At 68.2% G+C, this 17169-nt stretch carries 13 protein-coding genes and 2 pseudogenes; 13 read left to right on the top strand and 2 right to left on the bottom strand.

The genetic code is table 11. The features are described 5' to 3' along the window. Positions 1-445: 445 nt before the first annotated feature. From BM396_RS08800 to BM396_RS08785, 4 genes are all read left to right on the top strand, one after another. Positions 446-2047: a sigma-54-dependent Fis family transcriptional regulator gene (locus BM396_RS08800; protein WP_043379207.1), complete on the top strand. Its 1602-nt coding sequence runs from the start codon at positions 446-448 to the stop codon at positions 2045-2047. Positions 2048-2256: 209 nt separating this feature from the next. Continuing rightward, positions 2257-2808, top strand: a complete 552-nt coding sequence (locus BM396_RS08795) for an OsmC family protein (protein WP_043379212.1) — start codon at positions 2257-2259, stop codon at positions 2806-2808. A gap of 58 nt (positions 2809-2866) precedes the next feature. Next, positions 2867-4063, top strand: coding sequence for an acyl-CoA dehydrogenase family protein (locus tag BM396_RS08790; RefSeq protein WP_043379215.1), 1197 nt, complete (start codon positions 2867-2869; stop codon positions 4061-4063). Further along, complete coding sequence (locus BM396_RS08785) at positions 4060-5394, top strand: FAD-dependent oxidoreductase (RefSeq protein ID WP_043379217.1); 1335 nt, start codon at positions 4060-4062, stop codon at positions 5392-5394. Before BM396_RS08790 ends, BM396_RS08785 begins: the two co-directional genes overlap by 4 nt. Here the strand turns inward: BM396_RS08785 and BM396_RS32135 are convergent. Continuing rightward, positions 5372-6007 carry a hypothetical protein gene (locus BM396_RS32135; RefSeq protein ID WP_139239472.1) on the bottom strand — a complete coding sequence of 212 codons (636 nt, stop codon included), beginning with the start codon at positions 6005-6007 and terminating at the stop codon, positions 5372-5374. The two genes, BM396_RS08785 and BM396_RS32135, sit on opposite strands and share 23 nt — an antisense overlap. Positions 6008-6201: 194 nt before the next feature. Here BM396_RS32135 and BM396_RS08775 point away from each other — a divergent pair, with 194 nt between their 5' ends. The 4 genes and pseudogenes from BM396_RS08775 to BM396_RS08760 all read left to right on the top strand — a co-directional run. Continuing rightward, positions 6202-7557 carry a CmpA/NrtA family ABC transporter substrate-binding protein gene (locus BM396_RS08775; RefSeq protein ID WP_043379219.1) on the top strand — a complete coding sequence of 452 codons (1356 nt, stop codon included), beginning with the start codon at positions 6202-6204 and terminating at the stop codon, positions 7555-7557. A gap of 3 nt (positions 7558-7560) precedes the next feature. Beyond that, on the top strand, positions 7561-8400 hold the full coding sequence (gene ntrB, locus BM396_RS08770) for a nitrate ABC transporter permease (RefSeq protein ID WP_043353336.1): 840 nt from the start codon (positions 7561-7563) through the stop codon (positions 8398-8400). A gap of 8 nt (positions 8401-8408) precedes the next feature. Beyond that, on the top strand, positions 8409-9389 hold the full coding sequence (locus BM396_RS08765) for an ABC transporter ATP-binding protein (RefSeq protein WP_043379220.1): 981 nt from the start codon (positions 8409-8411) through the stop codon (positions 9387-9389). A 121-nt stretch (positions 9390-9510) separates the two neighbouring features. Then, positions 9511-9792 (top strand): annotated as a pseudogene (locus tag BM396_RS08760) (cyanase); the annotation flags it as partial. A 77-nt stretch (positions 9793-9869) separates the two neighbouring features. Here the strand turns inward: BM396_RS08760 and BM396_RS08755 are convergent. Beyond that, positions 9870-10760, bottom strand: a complete 891-nt coding sequence (locus BM396_RS08755; RefSeq protein ID WP_244538844.1) for a helix-turn-helix domain-containing protein — start codon at positions 10758-10760, stop codon at positions 9870-9872. Between BM396_RS08755 and BM396_RS08750 the strand changes: the two genes are divergently transcribed. The 5 genes and pseudogenes from BM396_RS08750 (at position 10705) to BM396_RS08730 (ending at position 17162) form a co-directional block, all read left to right on the top strand. After that, complete coding sequence (locus BM396_RS08750; protein WP_244538843.1) at positions 10705-12183, top strand: NADH:flavin oxidoreductase/NADH oxidase; 1479 nt, start codon at positions 10705-10707, stop codon at positions 12181-12183. The two genes, BM396_RS08755 and BM396_RS08750, sit on opposite strands and share 56 nt — an antisense overlap. After that, positions 12158-12490, top strand: a complete 333-nt coding sequence (locus BM396_RS33650) for a DUF485 domain-containing protein (protein ID WP_274926487.1) — start codon at positions 12158-12160, stop codon at positions 12488-12490. Before BM396_RS08750 ends, BM396_RS33650 begins: the two co-directional genes overlap by 26 nt. 12 nt (positions 12491-12502) lie before the next feature. Then, on the top strand, positions 12503-14089 hold the full coding sequence (locus BM396_RS08740; protein ID WP_043379231.1) for a sodium:solute symporter family transporter: 1587 nt from the start codon (positions 12503-12505) through the stop codon (positions 14087-14089). 1382 nt (positions 14090-15471) lie between these two features. Further along, a pseudogene (locus tag BM396_RS08735) lies at positions 15472-15708 on the top strand (porin); the annotation flags it as partial. A 47-nt stretch (positions 15709-15755) separates the two neighbouring features. Further along, on the top strand, positions 15756-17162 hold the full coding sequence (locus BM396_RS08730; RefSeq protein WP_043379236.1) for an LLM class flavin-dependent oxidoreductase: 1407 nt from the start codon (positions 15756-15758) through the stop codon (positions 17160-17162). Positions 17163-17169: the final 7 nt, after the last annotated feature.

The raw sequence follows: 17169 nt of genomic DNA, 5'->3' as shown, positions 1-17169 counted from the left end.
AAAGCGCGTGTCTTGCGCTGATCGCCTTTTCGGCCCTTCGCCGCATCGGCCGCCGTCTGCCGAGCTCGCCACGTCTGGCGTCGTCGGGCTGACGCCGCAGCGTCCGGCGGCGGCCCTCACACCGTCTTGACGGCGCTGTCTTGCGCGACGGAGCGCCTCCGTCGTGCGGGCGCTGCCGTGGCGCCTTCGGCCCAGCGCGCATCCCGCGGGATCCAACACCCGATCTCAGGGGTCTGCCCGCAGCATCGCCGACATGGCGGGGTCCGCGGGAATGTCGGCTTCCGCCGCCTCCGGGGAGGACGGAGCGCGCCGCTTTCAGCCTTTGCATGGGTTGCCGGTCATCCAGCGCGTCGTCGGGGATGCGGTGCTGGCGTGTCTCGCACCTCTCCTTGCACAGGGCTTGCAGGTTGCCGACGGCAGTCGGGCAACTGAGGTGCGATCAGCCATGGAGGAGCGGGCAGGCAACGCAACGTCGAGCACTTACTGGCGCACGCAGGAGATGTTCCTCATCCAAGAGGTCATGAACCTCGTCGGTAAGGGCCTGCACCTCGACCAGGTCGCCCGCGAGATGCTGCACCTGCTCTCGGAGATCGTCGGGCTCAACCGTGGACGCATCGTCCTGAAGGACCCTGACGGCGCCGGCTATCGCATCGCCCATTCCTACGGCCTGACCCGCGAAGAGGTCGCCCGCGGCCGGTATGCGCCGGGCGAGGGCATCACCGGCCGTGTCATCCAGGACGGCCACCTCGTCATCGTCCAGGACATCGACAATGACCCGGTCTTCCTAGGGCGTGCGGTCGAGCGCGCGCGACTGCCCCGTGGCGCGGTGTCGTTCCTGGCGCTCCCGATCCGGGTCGAGCAGAGAACTGTCGGCGCCATCGCCTGCCACAGGATCCGCCACCGGGAGCGACCGCTCTCCGACGACCTCACCCTCCTTCGCATCATCGCCACGATGGTCAGCCAGTTGCTGACCCTGAACGAGCGGGTCGAGCGGAAGACACGCGCGCTCGAGGAGCACAACGATATGTTGGCTCGCGAGTTGCGCATCAAGCGGGCCCGCTACGGCATCATCGGCACCTCGCCCGCGCTGCTGCGCGCGCTCGTACAGGTCGAGAAGGTCGCGGACGCGACCGCGAGCGTCCTGCTGCTCGGCGAGTCCGGCACCGGCAAGGAACTGTTCGCTCGCGCGCTCCACCTCGCAAGCCCCCGGCGGGACCGGCCGTTCGTCAAGGTGAACTGTGCGGCCATTCCCGAGAGCCTCTTCGAATCCGAACTGTTCGGCCACGAGCGCGGCGCGTTCACCGGGGCGGTCGCGGCACGCGCCGGCTGGTTCGAGCAGGCGAGCGGCGGCACCATCTTCCTCGACGAGATCGGCGAGATGCCGGCGATCCTCCAAACCAAGCTGCTGCGGACCCTGCAGGAGGGGACGGTCGTTCGCCTCGGCGGCAAACGGGAGATCCGCGTCGACATGCGCCTGGTCGCCGCGACCAACCGGGACCTCGCGGCCGAGGTCGCCCACGGCCGCTTCAGGGAGGACCTTTTCTACAGACTCAACGTCATCCCGATCACCCTGCCGCCCCTGGCCGAACGGCGAGACGACATTCCGGACCTCGTGCTGCATTTCCTGACGCAGGCGAACCAGGCCAACCAGCGCAACGTCAACCTGACCCGGTCGGCCGTCGCACATCTCGCCCGCCAGCCCTGGCCGGGCAACATCCGCCAACTCGCCAACTTCATCGAGCGGCTCGTCTTGCTGGCCAGCGAGGGCGTTCTCGACGTCCACGACCTGCAGCCGATGCTTGGGGGCGTGACTGTCTCGGGGGCGGTTGCGCCGGGGCCGGCACGGCTCATCGTGCCGACAGGGGGAGACCCGGTCCATGCGATGGGCGCCCTTCGGCCCTATCTGCCCGCCGACTCGCACGATGGCGCGCAGTTGCGCATGGCCCTCACGCAAGCGGGTGGCAACAAGACCCGCGCCGCGCAGAGGCTTGGCCTCACCGAGCGCCAGTTCTCCTACCGCTGGCGGAAGCTCCAGCCGAGGGCCTAACCAGCCTCGCCCAAGTCCGACAATGTCGACACAATGTCGACATTCACTGTCGGAACCGGGCGATCAAATCACCGCGGCCCTCACCTAAGAATTTGGAAAACCTGGATTTTCAAAGATAATCACCGGCTCGGCCATCCTGGCATCTGCCTTGCGCAAGTCCTTCCGAGCCGCCCCCGACAATTGCGGGGCTGAGCCGGAAGGAACACCAGATGAGCGCGAGCGCCGCCCCGAAGACCGTCACCACCTACCTGCGTCCGATCGACCGCGACGGCCTGATGCAGTTCGCCGAGAAGGGCCGCTGCAATCCCGGCTCGCGCGGCACCAACAAGGTGCACACGGTCGTCGACGGCCAGTACCGCACCCTCAGCTACGTCGGCGACCATGCGCCCGTCGTGGTCGACGAGCCGCTGCATCTGTTCGGCGAGAACACCGCGCCGGCGCCCGGCGAGATCGTGCTCTCCGCCCTCGGCGGCTGCCTCGCGGTCGGAATCACCGCGGTGGCGACCTGGAAGCAGGTGCGCCTCTCCCGCCTGGAGCTCCACCTCGAGGGCGACATCGGCAACCCGGCCGCCTGGGGCGCCGGCGGGGCGGAGAAGAAGCCGGAGGATATGGGCTTTCAGGAGATCCGGGTCGCCGTGACCATCGAGGGCGACGCGACCCGCGAGGCGCTCGACGAGATCGTGCGCCACGCGAACCACTTCTCGCCGGTGGCCAACACCCTGCGCAACCCGGTCCCCTTCAAGATCGGCCTGGCCGATTGAGCCCGTCGGCATGACCCGGCGGCCCCGCCCCCTTTCCCCTTCCTGAGGAGATTGCACGATGTCGAGCGCCCTCGCCCTTCCACCGGCCGGGCCCTCCGTGACGGAGGCGCCGTTCGCGAGCCCGGCCGGCCGCACGTGGACGGACGAGACCGTCCTCGCCGAGACGACGGCCATTGCCGACGGCCCCCTGGGCGCGGCGGCGAGCAAGATCGACCACGGCGCGTACCCGCTCGACATCATGGGCAGGCTCGGAGACGCAGGCGCGCTCGGCGTCCACCTCGACCGGCACGGCGCGCGCGTCGGCCTGGCCATCGCCGCCATGCAGGCGGCGAGCCGGGCCTGCGGCGCCACCGGCTTCCTGATGTGGTGCCACGATGTCTGCGGCCTCTACCTGGAGCGCTCGGGCAACCCGGCGCTCTCCGGCGCATTCCTCGACGACCACGTCGCGGGCCGCACCTTCGGCGGCACGGCGCTCTCCAACCCGATGAAGGCGTTCGCCGGGATCGAGCCGATCCTGCTGCGCGCCCGTCGCGTGCCCGGCGGCTACCGGGTCAGCGGCATGCTGCCCTGGGTCAGCCACATCGGCGCCGGCCAGTACTGCGGGGCCATCGCGGGCGTCCTCGGCGCCGGCGACGCCATCAGCCACGAGATCATGTTCCTGCTGCGCTGCGACCGCGCGGAGCTGCGGCCCTGCCCGCACTTCTCCGGCATGGAGGGCACCAGCACCTGGGGCGTGCGGCTCGACGAGTACTTCGTCGGGCAGGACGACCTGATCGCCGATCCGGCCCGGCCCTTTATCGGAGGGATCCGGGGCGCCTTCATCCTGCTCCAATGCGGCATGGGGCTCGGCGTGGCCGAGGGAAGCCTCGACGCCATGCTGGCGGTTGAGGAGACCCTCGGGCACGTCAACCAGTTCCTCGATGACCGCCCCGACACGGTCGCGGCCGAGCTCGCGGAGCTCCGCGCCCGGGTGATGCGGCTCGCCGAGACGCCCTACGATGGCTCGACCGACTACCTGATCGACGTCCTCGACGCCCGGGCCCAGACCGCCGAGCTGGCCCTGCGCGCGTCGCAGTCGGCGCTCCTGCATCAGGGCGCGCGCGGCTACCTGATGTCGGCGGCCCCGCAGCGCCGCGTCCGCGAGGCGCACTTCGTCGCCATCGTCACGCCGGCGATCAAGCACCTGCGCTGGGAGATGGCGCGCCTGTCCCAGGAGGTGCTGCCGAGCGGCGCCGGCGTGGGAGGTCGGGCATGACCGTCCTGGAACCCACCGACGGCCTCGGCCCCTGGAACCAGTTCCTCTGCCGGGCCTGCGGGCTGATCTACGACGAGGGCGAGGGCGATCCCGACAGCGGCCTGGCGCCCGGAACCCGGTTCGGCGACATCCCGGACGAGTGGGCCTGCCCGATCTGCGGGGTGACCAAGTCCGACTTCGAACCGTACCGGCGGCGGGCCCCGGTCGCGCCGGCGGCCGCGGCCGCGGCCGCGCAGCGCCGACCGGGCGTGGTGATCGTCGGCGCCGGTGCCGGGGGATGGGCGGCCGCTGAGGCGATCCGGACCGAGGACACCCAGGTTCCGATCACACTGGTGACGGCCTGCGGCGGCGACGTCTACCACAAACCGGAACTCTCGGTTGCGCTGGGACGCAACCTGTCGCCGGACAGGCTGCGTCGGGAGACGGGCGCCGCGGCGGCTGCCCGCCTGGGCCTGCGCCTGATGGCCGACACCGTGGCCGTGGGCCTTTCCCCGGAGCGGCACAGCCTGCGCACCACGCGCGGCACCCTGGGGTACACCGCCCTCGTCCTGGCCCACGGCGCGCGTCCGGCGCTGCCGGCCTGCCTCGACCCGACCCTGTGCTGGCGCGTGAACGACCTCGCGGCCTGGGCCTCCCTGCACGCCGAACTCGCACAGGGCCCCCGTGCCGTCGCGGTGATCGGCGCCGGCATGGTCGGCTGCGAACTCGCGGAGGACCTCGCCCGGGCCGGACACGCCGTGACGCTCGTCGGGATCGGGGCGCTGCCGCTGCCCGAGCTCCTGCCGGACGTGGCGGGCCGCCGGCTCCTGGCCGGACTCGAAGGGCTGGGCGTGCGCTACCGGGCCAACGCCGTCGTGCGCGGCCTCGGCCGCCGGCCGGACGGCGAGGTCGCGCTCACGTTCGCGGACGGGACGATTCTGGTCGCCACGACGGTGATCGCCGCGACCGGGCTCGCCACGCCCTCGCGGCTCGTGCGCGGGGCCGGGCTCGCCTTCGACCGCGGGATCGTCGTCGATCCGGCGACCCTGCGCACGAGCGGACCCGACATCTTCGCGCTCGGCGACTGCATCAGCATCGCGGGGCGACCCTGCCGCTTCATCGAGCCGATCGCCCGCCAGGCCGAGGCCATCGCCCACGCGATCCTGGGCCGGGAGCATCAGGGCTACGCGCACGCCGCGCCCGTCATCCGTCTGAAGACGCGTTCGACACCGATCGCGCTGCACGGCGCGCCGCTCCCCGGGGAGCCCTGGCACATCGTCGAGCACACCGAGAGCCGGCTCGCGATGGAACAGCGGCGCGACGGCGAGGTCACCGCCTGGCTGGCCGCCTGAGGCGCTGACGATGACGAACGATTTTCACGCAACCGATCCCGCCTTGGCGCAGGCGCACGGGCAGGTCGAGGCCAGCCTCTCGGCCACGACCCCGCGCCCCGCCGTGCACGGCCTCATCGACGAACCGACCCATACCGCAACCTTCGCCATGCACGATCCCCGGAGCCGCGCCGCGGCGGTGATCGACAGCGTGATCGCCCAGGTCGGCGAACAGGGCCGGACCGTCGCGTGGATCCTGGAGACCCCCGGCCACGCCGACCCCCTCTCGGCCGCGCCGCACCGCCGGGAGGGTCTTGGCGGCCGGCTCGGGATCGGGTGCGGCATCCTCCAGGTGCAGGACGCGTGCGGCACGCTGTTCAACGCGGGGACTGAGGTCGCCCGCCCAGGCGCCGCGTTCGACCGGTTGTTCGACGAGGGTGACGGCTTCCGTGACGGTCGGGACGGGAGCGTTCGCGATCGCGGGCGTCTCCCGCGTCTCCCGCGTCTCCCGCGTCGACTGAGCCCTGGTCCCGGCCTTCGCGGAAGGCGCCGGCAGCGGCCGCTCTGGGCTTCCCCGGCCCGCCGCCCGTGCAACCCGCAAGAGCCCGCTCGACACGGTGCCGGTAAGGCTCATCGGAGGTGCCGGCCTCGCGATGCTGCTCCGGTGATCCGGCACGGCTCGACGCTGCCGAGAGACCGTCACCGGCCCACCGTCTCGACCTTCGCCAGCCAGGCGGGGGGATGCTGATCCGAGCGAAGATTTCATGATGCGGCGCGCTTGGCGCGACAGTTGCTGCGAATTTCAAGACTTCAACGCCGGAGTTCTCGATGGCCCGTTCCGACAATCCTTTTGATGCCCGGCGCAGGCTCGGCGGCTGCTCCTGCGGTGCGCATGCGGACCAAGCCGCGCACGAAGCCTCTCTCCCGTCGGGCGACGCCGCGGTCGTGCGCGTCGTCGAGGCGGCGATGCTGCGGGCGCTGTTCCCGCACGATGCCGGACGCCGCGCCTTCCTGAAGAGCGTCGGCGCCGCGACCGCCGCAGCGGCGGTCGCCCAGTTCCTGCCCACGCAGTTCGTGGCCGAGGCGTTCGCCGAGGCCGGCAGGCCGGAAAGGGCGGATCTCAAGGTCGGCTTCATCCCGATCACCTGCGCCACGCCGATCATCATGGCCAAGCCCATGGGCTTTTACGAGAAGCAGGGCCTGAACGTCGACGTCGTCAAGACCGCCGGGTGGGCGGTGGTGCGCGACAAGACCCTGAACAAGGAATACGACGCCGCCCACATGCTCGCGCCGATGCCGATCGCGATCACGCTCGGCCTCGGCTCGAATCCCGTTCCCTTCGCGGTGCCGGCGATCGAGAACGTCAACGGCCAGGCGATCTGCCTCGCCAACAAGCACAAGGACAATCGCGACCCGAAGAACTGGAAGGGCTTCAAACTCGCCATCCCGTTCGACTACTCGAACCACAACTACTTGCTGCGCTATTACTTGGCCGAGCACGGCATCGATCCCGACACCGACGTGCAGCTCCGCTCGGTGCCGCCGCCCGAGATGGTCGCGAACCTGCGCGCCGACAACATCGACGGCTTCCTGGCGCCGGACAACATCGTCCAGCGCGCGGTCTACGACGGCGTCGGCTTCATCCACGTGCTGTCGAAGGAGATCTGGGACGGGCATCCCTGCTGCTCGTTCTCGGTCGCGCAGGACACGATCCGCGAGATGCCGAACGCCACGGCCGCGCTCCTGCGCGCCATCCTCCAGGCGACCGCCTACGCCTCGCGACTGGAGAACCGCAAGGAGATCGCCGCCGCAATCGCGCCCGCGAACTACCTGAACCAGCCGCTCACCGTCGTGGAGCAAGTCCTGACCGGCACCTACGCGGACGGCCTCGGCAGCGTCAGGAAGGATCCGCGGCGGGTCGCCTTCGACCCGTTCCCGTACGAGAGCTTCGCGATCTGGACGCTGACCCAGATGAAGCGCTGGGGCCAGATCAAGGGCGATGTCGACTACGCCGCCGTAGCGAGGCAGGTCTACCGCGCCACCGATGCCGCCAAGCTGATGAAGCAGGACGGCCTCGCCCCGCCGGAAGCCACCACGAAGACGTTCGTGGTGATGGGCAAGCCCTTCGATCCGGCCAAGCCCCAGGAATACCTGGATTCCTTCAAGATCAAGCGCGCGAGCTGAGTCATGCAACGCACCCTGACCCTGCGCGCCGGCATCCTCTCCCTGGCGCTCCTCGCGGTGATCCTACTCGGCTGGCAGGTCGCGGTGAGCGGCACGGCCAAGACCGAGGCGATGGATCCGGAATACGCGGCCCTGATGGGTCAGTCGGCCACCACCGGCAAGTCGGCCATGCCCGGCCCCCTGGATGTCGGGGCGACCATCTGGGGGCACCTGAGTGACCCGTTCTACGACCGCGGCCCGAACGACAAGGGCATCGGTATCCAGCTCGCCTACTCGATCGGGCGCGTGGCGCTCGGCTACGGCTTGGCGGTGCTGGTGGCGATCCCGGTCGGCTTCCTCATCGGCATGTCGCCGCTGATGAGCCGGGCGCTCGATCCGTTCATCCAGATCCTGAAGCCGGTCTCGCCGCTCGCCTGGATGCCGCTCGCCCTCTACACCATCAAGGACTCGGCCCTGTCGGCGATCTTCGTGATCTTCATCTGCTCGCTCTGGCCGATGCTGATGAACACCGTGTTCGGCGTGTCGAGCACGCGGAAGGAGTGGCTCAACGTCGCCCGGACCCTGGAGGTCGGGCCGGTGCGCCGGGCGTTCACGGTGATCCTGCCGGCCGCCGCGCCGACCATCCTCACCGGAATGCGCATCTCCATCGGCATCGCCTGGCTCGTGATCGTCGCGGCCGAGATGCTCGTGGGCGGCACCGGCATCGGCTACTTCGTCTGGAACGAGTGGAACAACCTCTCGATCACCAACGTGATCACCTCGATCTTGGTGATCGGCGTCGTCGGCATGGCCCTCGACCAGCTGCTGGCGCGCGCGCAGCGCCTCGTCACCTTCCCCGAATGAGGCACCCGATGAGCAAGCTGCTTCCCTTCGTGCGGCGCTCCAGCCGTGCCGCCCCCGCTCCCGTTCAGGCCGGGACCAGCCGCATGTCGAACGCAGAGAAGTTCATCTCCATCGAGGGGATCGCGCGGCGCTATCCGGGGCCAGGGGGCAAGACGGCCACGATCTTCGAGGACCTGTGGCTGCCCATGCGCCGGGGAGAGTTCGTGTGCATGATCGGGCACTCGGGCTGCGGCAAGACCACGGTGCTCAACATCCTGGCGGGGCTCGAGGCCCCGTCCGAGGGCGTCGTCATCGTGGATGGGCAGGCGATCGAAGGAACCAGCCTCGATCGGGCGGTGATCTTCCAGGGCCACGCCCTGCTGCCCTGGCGCAGCGTGCTCGGCAACGTCGCCTACGCGGTCTCCGCGCGCTGGCGGACGGCGCCCAGGGCCAAGGTCGAGGCGCGCGCGAGGAAGGCCATCGCCACGGTGGGACTGGCGGGCTCCGAGCACAAGCGCCCGTCCGAACTGTCGGGCGGCATGAAGCAGCGCGTCGGCATCGCCCGGGCGCTCTCGATCGAGCCGAAGATCTTGCTGATGGATGAGCCCTTCTCGGCGCTGGACGCGCTGACCCGGGGAACCCTGCAGGACGAGGTCCGCCGCATCTGCGTCGAGACCGGCCAGACGGTGTTCATGATCACACACGACGTCGACGAGGCGATCTATCTCGCCGACCGGATCGTGCTGATGACCAACGGACCCCGAGCGAGGGTCGCGGAGATCGTCGAGAACCCGCTGCCGAAGGACCGTGATCGCACGCAGCTCCACCATGCGCCCGGGTATTACGCCCTGCGCAACCACCTGATCGACTTCCTGGTGACCCGCTCCACGACGCTGCGGGACGCGATGCCGGACGGGTACGACCCGCGCCATCCGCCGGTCGTGCGGCCTTCCCTGAGCGAGGCGGACGCGGCAGCCGGCGCCGCCGAGCCTCCAGCCCGCCGGGCCTGATCCGCGGCCATCGCCCACGCGGCGGGATGGCCGCCGGATCGCGCGGAAGGCATCGGCAGTCCCGACGGTAAACCGCTTCGCCCGTCGCCCTCCCCCGGTGCGCGAACGCGAGGCGTGACTTGCCGAACTCCTCGGCCTCACCGAAGCGGAGGAGTGGATGCTCAACGAGCCGCTGATCTACCGGTTCTACGAGCGGGTGATGGTCTACGGCACGACCTTCGAGGAGCTGATCCAGGAGGGGTTCGGCGACGGCATCATGCCGGCGATCGACTTCAACATGGACATGGCCCGCGAGGCCAGCAACAAGGGCGACCGGGTGCGGCTCACCATGTCGGGCAAGTTCCCGCCGCACAAGTCTTGCGGCAACAACGACGACAGGCCGGAATACGGGCTCAAATCATAATGAAATCAGGTCCGATCGGCGACTCGCAACGTGGCGGAAATGCTTCCAGTATAATTTTGGTCAGAACAACTTGAGATTTACGATCTGCCAATGAGCCTGTAATGTTTCGGTGTGAGCCCGGTCAACCGCCGAAAAGCCGTTGCCAGATGGCTTTGACTGGAGAAGCCCGTATCGAAGGCAATCGCCGTGACGGCAAGGTCGGTCGAGAGGAGCATGGTCTTGGCCCGCTCGACACGGCGTGAGAGGACATACTGGTGAACCGTCGTTCCCCATTGCTTGAGGCACACGCGGGATAGGGTGCGGGGGGATACGCCGATCTCGGCGGCAAGCGCCTCGAGGGAGAGATCCTCGGCGAGCCGCTCTTCGATCAGGTCGCGGATGCGCCGCATCTCGCCGCGATCCAGCGCATCGTTGTCCAATACCGTCCGTGATGAGCGACCGTTCGCCGTATAGGCCCGGACAAGGCGCACGACCATCGCGTGGACCAGCTCGTCGACATAGAGCGCCGATGAGGCATCGGGCTCCTCCCGCAGGATCTCCAGGATGGCCAGGGCCAGCTGCTCGAGGAGCGGATCAGACGTTCCGAGCGGAATGTCGAGCTCGACCCGTGGCGCCGTCGCACTCCACATCTGGCGCGCGGTCTCGTCGATCAAGCCCTGGCGGAGATGCATCGCAAGCATCTCGGAGCGTCCGCGTCTTTGCCACTCGCTCTTGTGGTGGGCGGGGATCAGGTGGAACTGCCGGGGGCGCAACGTGCTCGCCTCGGTCGCGCCGCCGCGCCCGATGCGTCGACGGATCTGGGCCGGACGCGCGACGCAGTAGCCGAGGCAGGGATTGCCGACCGGATCGAGTGTCCCCGTCCACGGCTCGACGGCGACGTGCTGCGCGTGAATGTCCCGCCAGCCCCGCCCCGTGCTGCGGGCCAGCGCGATATTCTTCGGCCAGGAGCCGATGTCACGCGTCTGCATCGTCGCGCTCGTCATGTCCCCGACCCTGTCGGCACGTCCCGCCAGCCTCCGCGCTGCACGCTGTCCGGAATCTGTTCGAGCCCGGCCCGAATTTGGAAGAGTGCCGTCCAAAGCTAAGGGCAGTCTAGGGCTTGAACAAGTCATCACTGGCGGACAGCTCGGCATTCGACTGCTCGTTCCGCAACTGTATTGGCTCAATTTCGAGCAGATAGCCCGCTTCTCCGGCAGGATATTCGGCTGGACGGAGCGTGCGTGGAGAGCGGGCACGATGTCCTCATTGTTCAGCGAACTCCGGGTCCGCGATGTCACGTTGCGCAACCGCATCGCGGTCTCGCCGATGACCCAGTTCTCGTCGCCGGACGGCCTCGTGAACGATTGGCACTTGGTCCATCTGGGCTCGAAGGCGGCGGGCGGCGCCGCGCTCGTGGTGGTCGAGCAGGCGGCCGTGTCGCCGGAAGGCCGCATGTCCACGCAATGCGCGGGCATCTGGAACGACGAGCAGGGTGAGGCCCTGGCCCGGATCGCCCGCTTCGTCTCGGCCGTCGGGGCCGTGCCCGGCATCCAGCTCGGCCACACGGGCCGGCGGGGCTGCGTCGAGCCTCCGTGGAAAGGCGGCGGCCACCTGCCGGAAGATCACCCCGACGCGTGGGAGATGATCGGCCCCTCCGCGGATGCGTTCGGCGGGGTCATGCCGCGCATCCCGCGGGCCATGACGCACGACGATATCGCGACCGTCACGCGCCAGTACGCCGAGGCCGCACGCCGGGCGCGGGACGCCGGCTTTCAGTGGCTGGAGATCCACTGCGCGCACGGCTTCCTCCTGTCGAGCTTCTTTTCGCCCCTGGCCAACCGGCGCACCGATGAATACGGCGGCGATTTCGCCGGGCGCAGCCGGCTGCTTGTCGAGGTCTTCGAGGCCGTCCGCTCGGAATGGCCCGAGCGGCTGCCGCTCTCCATGCGGTTCGGCGTGACGGAATTCGCACCCGGCGGCCAGACCATCGACGAGTCGGTCGAACTGGCTCGCCTCCTCGCGCCCCGGGGACTCGACCTCGTGGACGTCTCCTTCGGCGGCAACTCGGGCCGCGCCCAAACGCCGTGGGACGAGGAGGGCTTCATGGTCCCGGCGGCGCAGCGAATCCGCAAGGAGGCGGGGGTCCTGACCGCCGCGAACTGGAACCTGGCTGATCCCGTCTTCGCGGAGTCGATCGTCAGGGAGGGCCAAGTCGACATCGTCATGCTCGGCAGGCCGATGCTCGCGAACCCCCACTGGCCGGTCTACGCGGCGATGGTTCTGGGCGAGGCGCGCCCCTACGACATGCTGCCCGTCCAGTTCAAAACTTGGCTCAACAAGTATCAACGCAGCCGCGTCAACAACGGATTCGGCCACGTGGTCGCCGATGCCGCATCGAAGGCTGCCGAATAAACGCCCGATCCAACATCAACGCGTCGAAGCCGGAGGTCGAACGGTGTCAGCAGAGGAAACACATCTCGAAGTCCCGAAGAACGATCTGCCGCAGGCCCGACTCGGATGGATCATGGCGTGCATTCAAACGGTGATCTACGGCAGCTTCGTCGGCACCTTCATCGTTTCGCCCGCCACCATGACGCGGCCGATCGCGCCCGGGATGGCCGTGACGGTCGCCACCGTCGGCGGCCTCCTCGCCATCCTGTCCACCATGATCCTGACGGGACTCTACGTCCTGCTCGCCAACCGTCTCACCGCGCGCTGAGGAGGCGACCCCATGCGAAGATCCCTATTGGCCACCCTGCTGCTCCTGGGCGCGACCGCCCCGGCGCTCGCGGGCGATCCCGGCGGCGGCCTGAACGCCGCGGCGATCGGAATGTTCGTCGGCATCGTCATCGTGACGCTGGGCATCACCTACTGGGCGGCCCGGCGCGCTCAATCCGCCGATCAGTTCTATGCCGCCGGGGGCCAGATCTCCGGCTTCCAGAATGGCATCGCGCTGGCCGGTGACATGATATCGGCCGGCGCGCTCCTCGGCCTCGCCGGATTGATCTGCTCCTCCGGCTTCGACGGCCTGATCTTCGCCGTCGGCTACGCGACCGGCCTGCCCTTCGTCGTCTTCCTGGTGGCCGAGAGATTGAGGAAGCTCGGCCGCTACACGGTGGCCGACGTCCTCGCGACGCGCCTGTCGGAAACGCCGATCCGCATCTTTACTGCCGTCGCCACCCTCGTCATCGTGATGTTTTACCTCATCGCCCAGATGGTCGGGGCGGGACAGTTGATCCGACTGCTTTTCGGGCTGGACTATCTCTACGCGCAGATCCTCGTGGGCGCGCTGATGATCTGCTACGTGATGTTCGGCGGCATGGTGGCGACGACTTGGGTGCAGATCGTCAAGGCGACGCTGCTGCTCGCCGCCGGCGTCGCGATCGCGCTGCTCATCCTGGCGCGCTTCGGATTCGACTACGACAGCCTCATCGCCCAGGCCATAGCGGTGCATCCGAAGCACGCGGCCATGATGATGCCCCAGGTCTATTCGGGCAGCGTGTGGCAGTCGATCTCCCTTGGCATGACCCTGATGCTCGGGGCGGCAGGCCTGCCGCATGTCCTGATGCGCTTCTTCACCGTCCCGGATACCCGTGCCGCCCGCGTGTCGGTGTTCTGGGCGGTGATGTGCCAGAGCGGCTTCTTCGCCCTCATCTTCGTCATCGGCTTCGGAGCGCTGGCCATCATAGGCGGGGACCCGGCCTATCTCGACGCCAAGGGCGCCATCCGCGGCGGCGGCAACATGGCCACCGTCCATCTGTCGCACGCCTTGGGTGGCGACACGCTCATGGGCCTCGTCTCCGCCGTGGCGTTCGCCACGATCCTGGCGGTGGTCGCAGGACTGACGCTGACGGGAGCCTCGGCGGTTTCGCACGATCTCTACGCCCGCATCATCGGCCGGGGCCGGGCAACGGAGCGCAGCGAAATCCGCGCCTCGCGGCTCGCCACGGTCGGCCTCGGCATCATCTCGGTACTGCTCGGCATCGCCTTCCAGACCCAGAACGTCGCCTACATGATCAGCCTCGCCTACGCGGTCAGCTGCAGTTCGACCCTGCCGCTGCTGATCCTGGCGCTGTACTGGAGCGGCCTGACGACCCGGGGCGCCATCGCGGGAGGGGTGACCGGGCTCGTCGGCGCGACCGTCCTGACGGTTCTCGGCCCGCCGGTCTGGGTGAAGGTGCTCGGAAACGCCGCACCGATCTTCCCGATCGATCCGCCCACGATCGTGACGATGCCATTGGCATTCCTCACGGCGTTCGTGGTCTCGGCGATGGACCGCAAGTCCGCGCCCGCGGCGGCGATGTCGCCCGCGACCTAGCGCTACTCCTGCGGGGCCTCGCGATCTCGACCGTTGCGAGCCCCCCTTGACGGTTCCGCCATGGGCACGCGCCGGTCAGGCATGGAAGCAATCCATCGCGGAACGATGAAAGGTCCGCGTCCCAAGTATAAGGTTCACAAAGCGGGAATTCTGCTTCCGGCCATGACCGCCGGATCGGGGGCGCTTCAGAATGACTGGGTTGGGTGCTTTCCTGCCCATCGGCTTTCGGCGGCCGAATCCGTAAGTTCGCCCGTTCGCCCGGATCGTGTCGGTCGACGGATGCGCGCCCATTTGGGTCGTCCAAGTCCCCCAAGGCAGTGCCCGAAAGCGGCACGCGACATGACGGCGTGCGCCGGCTTGCGCGCATGACAACGGCAGCCAACCGAGACCAGCCAATATGCCCCACGGATCGTTGCGGGCGGGCACCTCTGCGCAACGCGAACCTGCCCCATGGTGACGCTTGTCGCCCCAGGGCAGGACGGCAGCGTCGAAAATCGAGCAGAATGGCTTTGTGCCGCGCGGTCACACGACGATGGCGTGCACGGTCCGGTCCGTCGGGGCCAAGGTCGAGACTGGTCACGCTTGCTGCCAGGGCCAAAATCCAAGTGCCGGCTCTTCGGCAGCAGCCTCAAGGTGCTTCTGAACCAGCCGAACAGAACTGCACTTGAGACGGGCGAATATTTAGGGATCTCGAAACCAGGAAACATGGACATCGTTCCAGGTCGAGGGTCGTGCGCTTCACCGGCCGGACCGGTAGCGCGCTGAACGCGCCGCGATGGAAAGGGGCGGCTCAAGCGAGGATCTGCGCCTCCGACGCAACGCCGCTCGCCGACGAAGCAAGTCACACGAACAACATTCCAACCGGCCGACCCTCGCCCCCAGTGCGTCCGGTGCGCAGATCCGAGGCGCTGCAGGCCAATCGAAGAGTCCTTCCACCCGCCCTCGACGAAGCGGAATCTTAGCCTCGTCGCCTCAAGCAAAATGGCATTCTGTTTTCTTGAACGACGATATCTTTTGCGCATAAGTTCTTTGCCTGAGGGGACACAAGCGATCTTTCCCCGAAAAAATATAAACAATATGATTCTTTACTGGGGCATCACTTCGGATGTCCTTGCTATACCGAGACGACTCGCCGATGCAGTTTGCACCTTCCGCCATCTCTCGCAGAGTCTCATCCCGGCTCGGGGTTCGGCGAGGCTGTCTCGCACTCCTTGCCCCTCTCTCCGCCGAGGCCCTGTCGCCGAGCGCCGTCGAGACCGTCACGGGCGAGGCGGGCCCGCAGACGGATGCCGGCGCGATCGGCGGCGCCCCCCATGGCGGCGTCAAATGGCATGGGCCGCGGGCGCCCGACGCGGCCTCGCTGGCTGCGGCGGGGTTGTCAGGCCAACCTGATCTCAGGAGGCACCGGCGGCGCCTGTTCTCGCGACAAGCTCGTGTTCGAGGTCCACGCTCATCTTGCCGTAGGGAACGGCATCTTCTTCGAGCCGGTGGTCCAGTACGTCGTGAACGGTGATCCGTACTGGAATCCGCACACGGATAATCGCTCGAAAGACGGCGTCTACGTTGACGCCACGCGGATCGTCCCGCTGGCGGCGATCTTCGGCCTCGCTCCGGGCTGAACCGCCCGACCTTCCCGCCCTCACCACACCGACTGCGACGCGCTGCCATGCCCGGCCAGACCATTCGCTTCAACGCCTTCGCCATGAATTGCGTCGGCCATCAATCGCCCGGCCTCTGGGCCCACCCGCGAGACCGTTCGTGGCGATACAAGGACCTGGAATACTGGCAGGATCTCGCTCGGACTTTGGAGCGTGGCATCTTCGACGGCGTCTTCATCGCGGATGTCGTCGGATACTACGATGTCTACAAGGGCTCCAACTGGCACGCCCTCGAGCAGGCGGCCCAGATCCCCGTGAACGATCCGCTGCAGCTGGCCGCGCCGATCGCCCTCGCCACGGACCATCTCGGGATCGGCATCACTGCATCCACATCCTTCGAGCCCCCCTACACCTTCGCAAGGCGACTCTCGACGGCGGATCACCACACCAAGGGCAGGATCGGCTGGAACATCGTCACGTCCTACCTGGAGAGCGGAGCCAGGAATGTCGGCCAGAGCGGCCTGCAGCGCCATGACAACCGCTACGAGGTCGCGTCGGAATACGTCGAAGTTCTCTACAAGCTCTTCGAGGGGAGTTGGGAGGATGGGGCGGTCCTGCGGGACCGGGATAGGCGGATCTTCACGGACCCGTCGAAGGTCCATGAGATCGGCCACCGCGGGCGGCACTTCACGGTCCCCGGCTATCATCTCAGCGAGCCCTCACCGCAGCGCACACCCGTGCTCTACCAAGCCGGCGCGTCGGGCCCCGGCAAGGCCTTCGCGGCAACGCATGCCGAATGCGTCTTCGTGGCCGCGCCCCTCAAGGCGATGCTCAGGGCCTATGTCTCCGATGTCCGCGCCAAGGCCGTCGCCGCGGGGCGGTCGGCTGAGGACATCCTGATCTACAACCTCACGACCGTGATCGTCGCCGAGACCGACGAAGCCGCGCAGAGGACGTTCGAGGACTATCAAAACTACGCATCCTACGACGGCGCGCTCGTCTTCATGTCGGGCTGGAGCGGGATCGACTTCGGGCAATACGCACCGACCGATCTCGTGAAGAAGGTCGAGACCAACGCCATTGTCTCGATGGTCGAGACCTTCACGGCGGACGAGAAACCCTGGTCGATCGCCGAGTTGGCCCGGTGGGGCGGCATCGGCGGAATCGGGCCGGTCTTCGTCGGCTCGCCGACGACCGTCGCCGACATTCTGCAGGAATGGGTCGAGGAGACCGGGGTCGACGGCTTCAACCTCGCCTATGCGGTCACGCCCGAGACCTTCGAGGATACGGTCAACCTGCTGGTGCCGGAACTGCAGCGTCGCGGTGTCTATCCGAAGGCGTACAGGCCCGGGACCCTGCGCGAGAAACTGTTCGGACGCGGCGCCTACTTGCCCGAGTCCCATCCGGCTCACGGCTACCGGGACATCGAAGCCGTGAAGACGCGCGAGGCCGCGGGCCTTGCGGCGGCCGAGTGAGGGCGGC

Source organism: Methylobacterium sp. UNCCL125 (assembly GCF_900116795.1).
Lineage (GTDB): Bacteria > Pseudomonadota > Alphaproteobacteria > Rhizobiales > Beijerinckiaceae > Methylobacterium > Methylobacterium fujisawaense.
This window is presented reverse-complemented; position numbering and strand designations above follow the sequence as displayed.

Bases quoted from the DNA above. Each gene is read 5' to 3' on its own strand.
- BM396_RS08730 (WP_043379236.1), top strand. From the start codon at position 15,756: ATGCCCGGCCAGACCATTCGCTTCAACGCCTTCGCCATGAATTGCGTC.
- BM396_RS08800 (WP_043379207.1), top strand. From the start codon at position 446: ATGGAGGAGCGGGCAGGCAACGCAACGTCGAGCACTTACTGGCGCACG.
- BM396_RS08785 (WP_043379217.1), top strand. From the start codon at position 4,060: ATGACCGTCCTGGAACCCACCGACGGCCTCGGCCCCTGGAACCAGTTC.
- BM396_RS08775 (WP_043379219.1), top strand. From the start codon at position 6,202: ATGGCCCGTTCCGACAATCCTTTTGATGCCCGGCGCAGGCTCGGCGGC.
- BM396_RS08790 (WP_043379215.1), top strand. From the start codon at position 2,867: ATGTCGAGCGCCCTCGCCCTTCCACCGGCCGGGCCCTCCGTGACGGAG.
- BM396_RS08795 (WP_043379212.1), top strand. From the start codon at position 2,257: ATGAGCGCGAGCGCCGCCCCGAAGACCGTCACCACCTACCTGCGTCCG.
- BM396_RS08740 (WP_043379231.1), top strand. From the start codon at position 12,503: ATGCGAAGATCCCTATTGGCCACCCTGCTGCTCCTGGGCGCGACCGCC.
- BM396_RS08755 (WP_244538844.1), bottom strand. From the start codon at position 10,760: ATGCAGACGCGTGACATCGGCTCCTGGCCGAAGAATATCGCGCTGGCC.
- ntrB (WP_043353336.1), top strand. From the start codon at position 7,561: ATGCAACGCACCCTGACCCTGCGCGCCGGCATCCTCTCCCTGGCGCTC.
- BM396_RS08765 (WP_043379220.1), top strand. From the start codon at position 8,409: ATGAGCAAGCTGCTTCCCTTCGTGCGGCGCTCCAGCCGTGCCGCCCCC.
- BM396_RS33650 (WP_274926487.1), top strand. From the start codon at position 12,158: ATGCCGCATCGAAGGCTGCCGAATAAACGCCCGATCCAACATCAACGC.
- BM396_RS32135 (WP_139239472.1), bottom strand. From the start codon at position 6,007: ATGAGCCTTACCGGCACCGTGTCGAGCGGGCTCTTGCGGGTTGCACGG.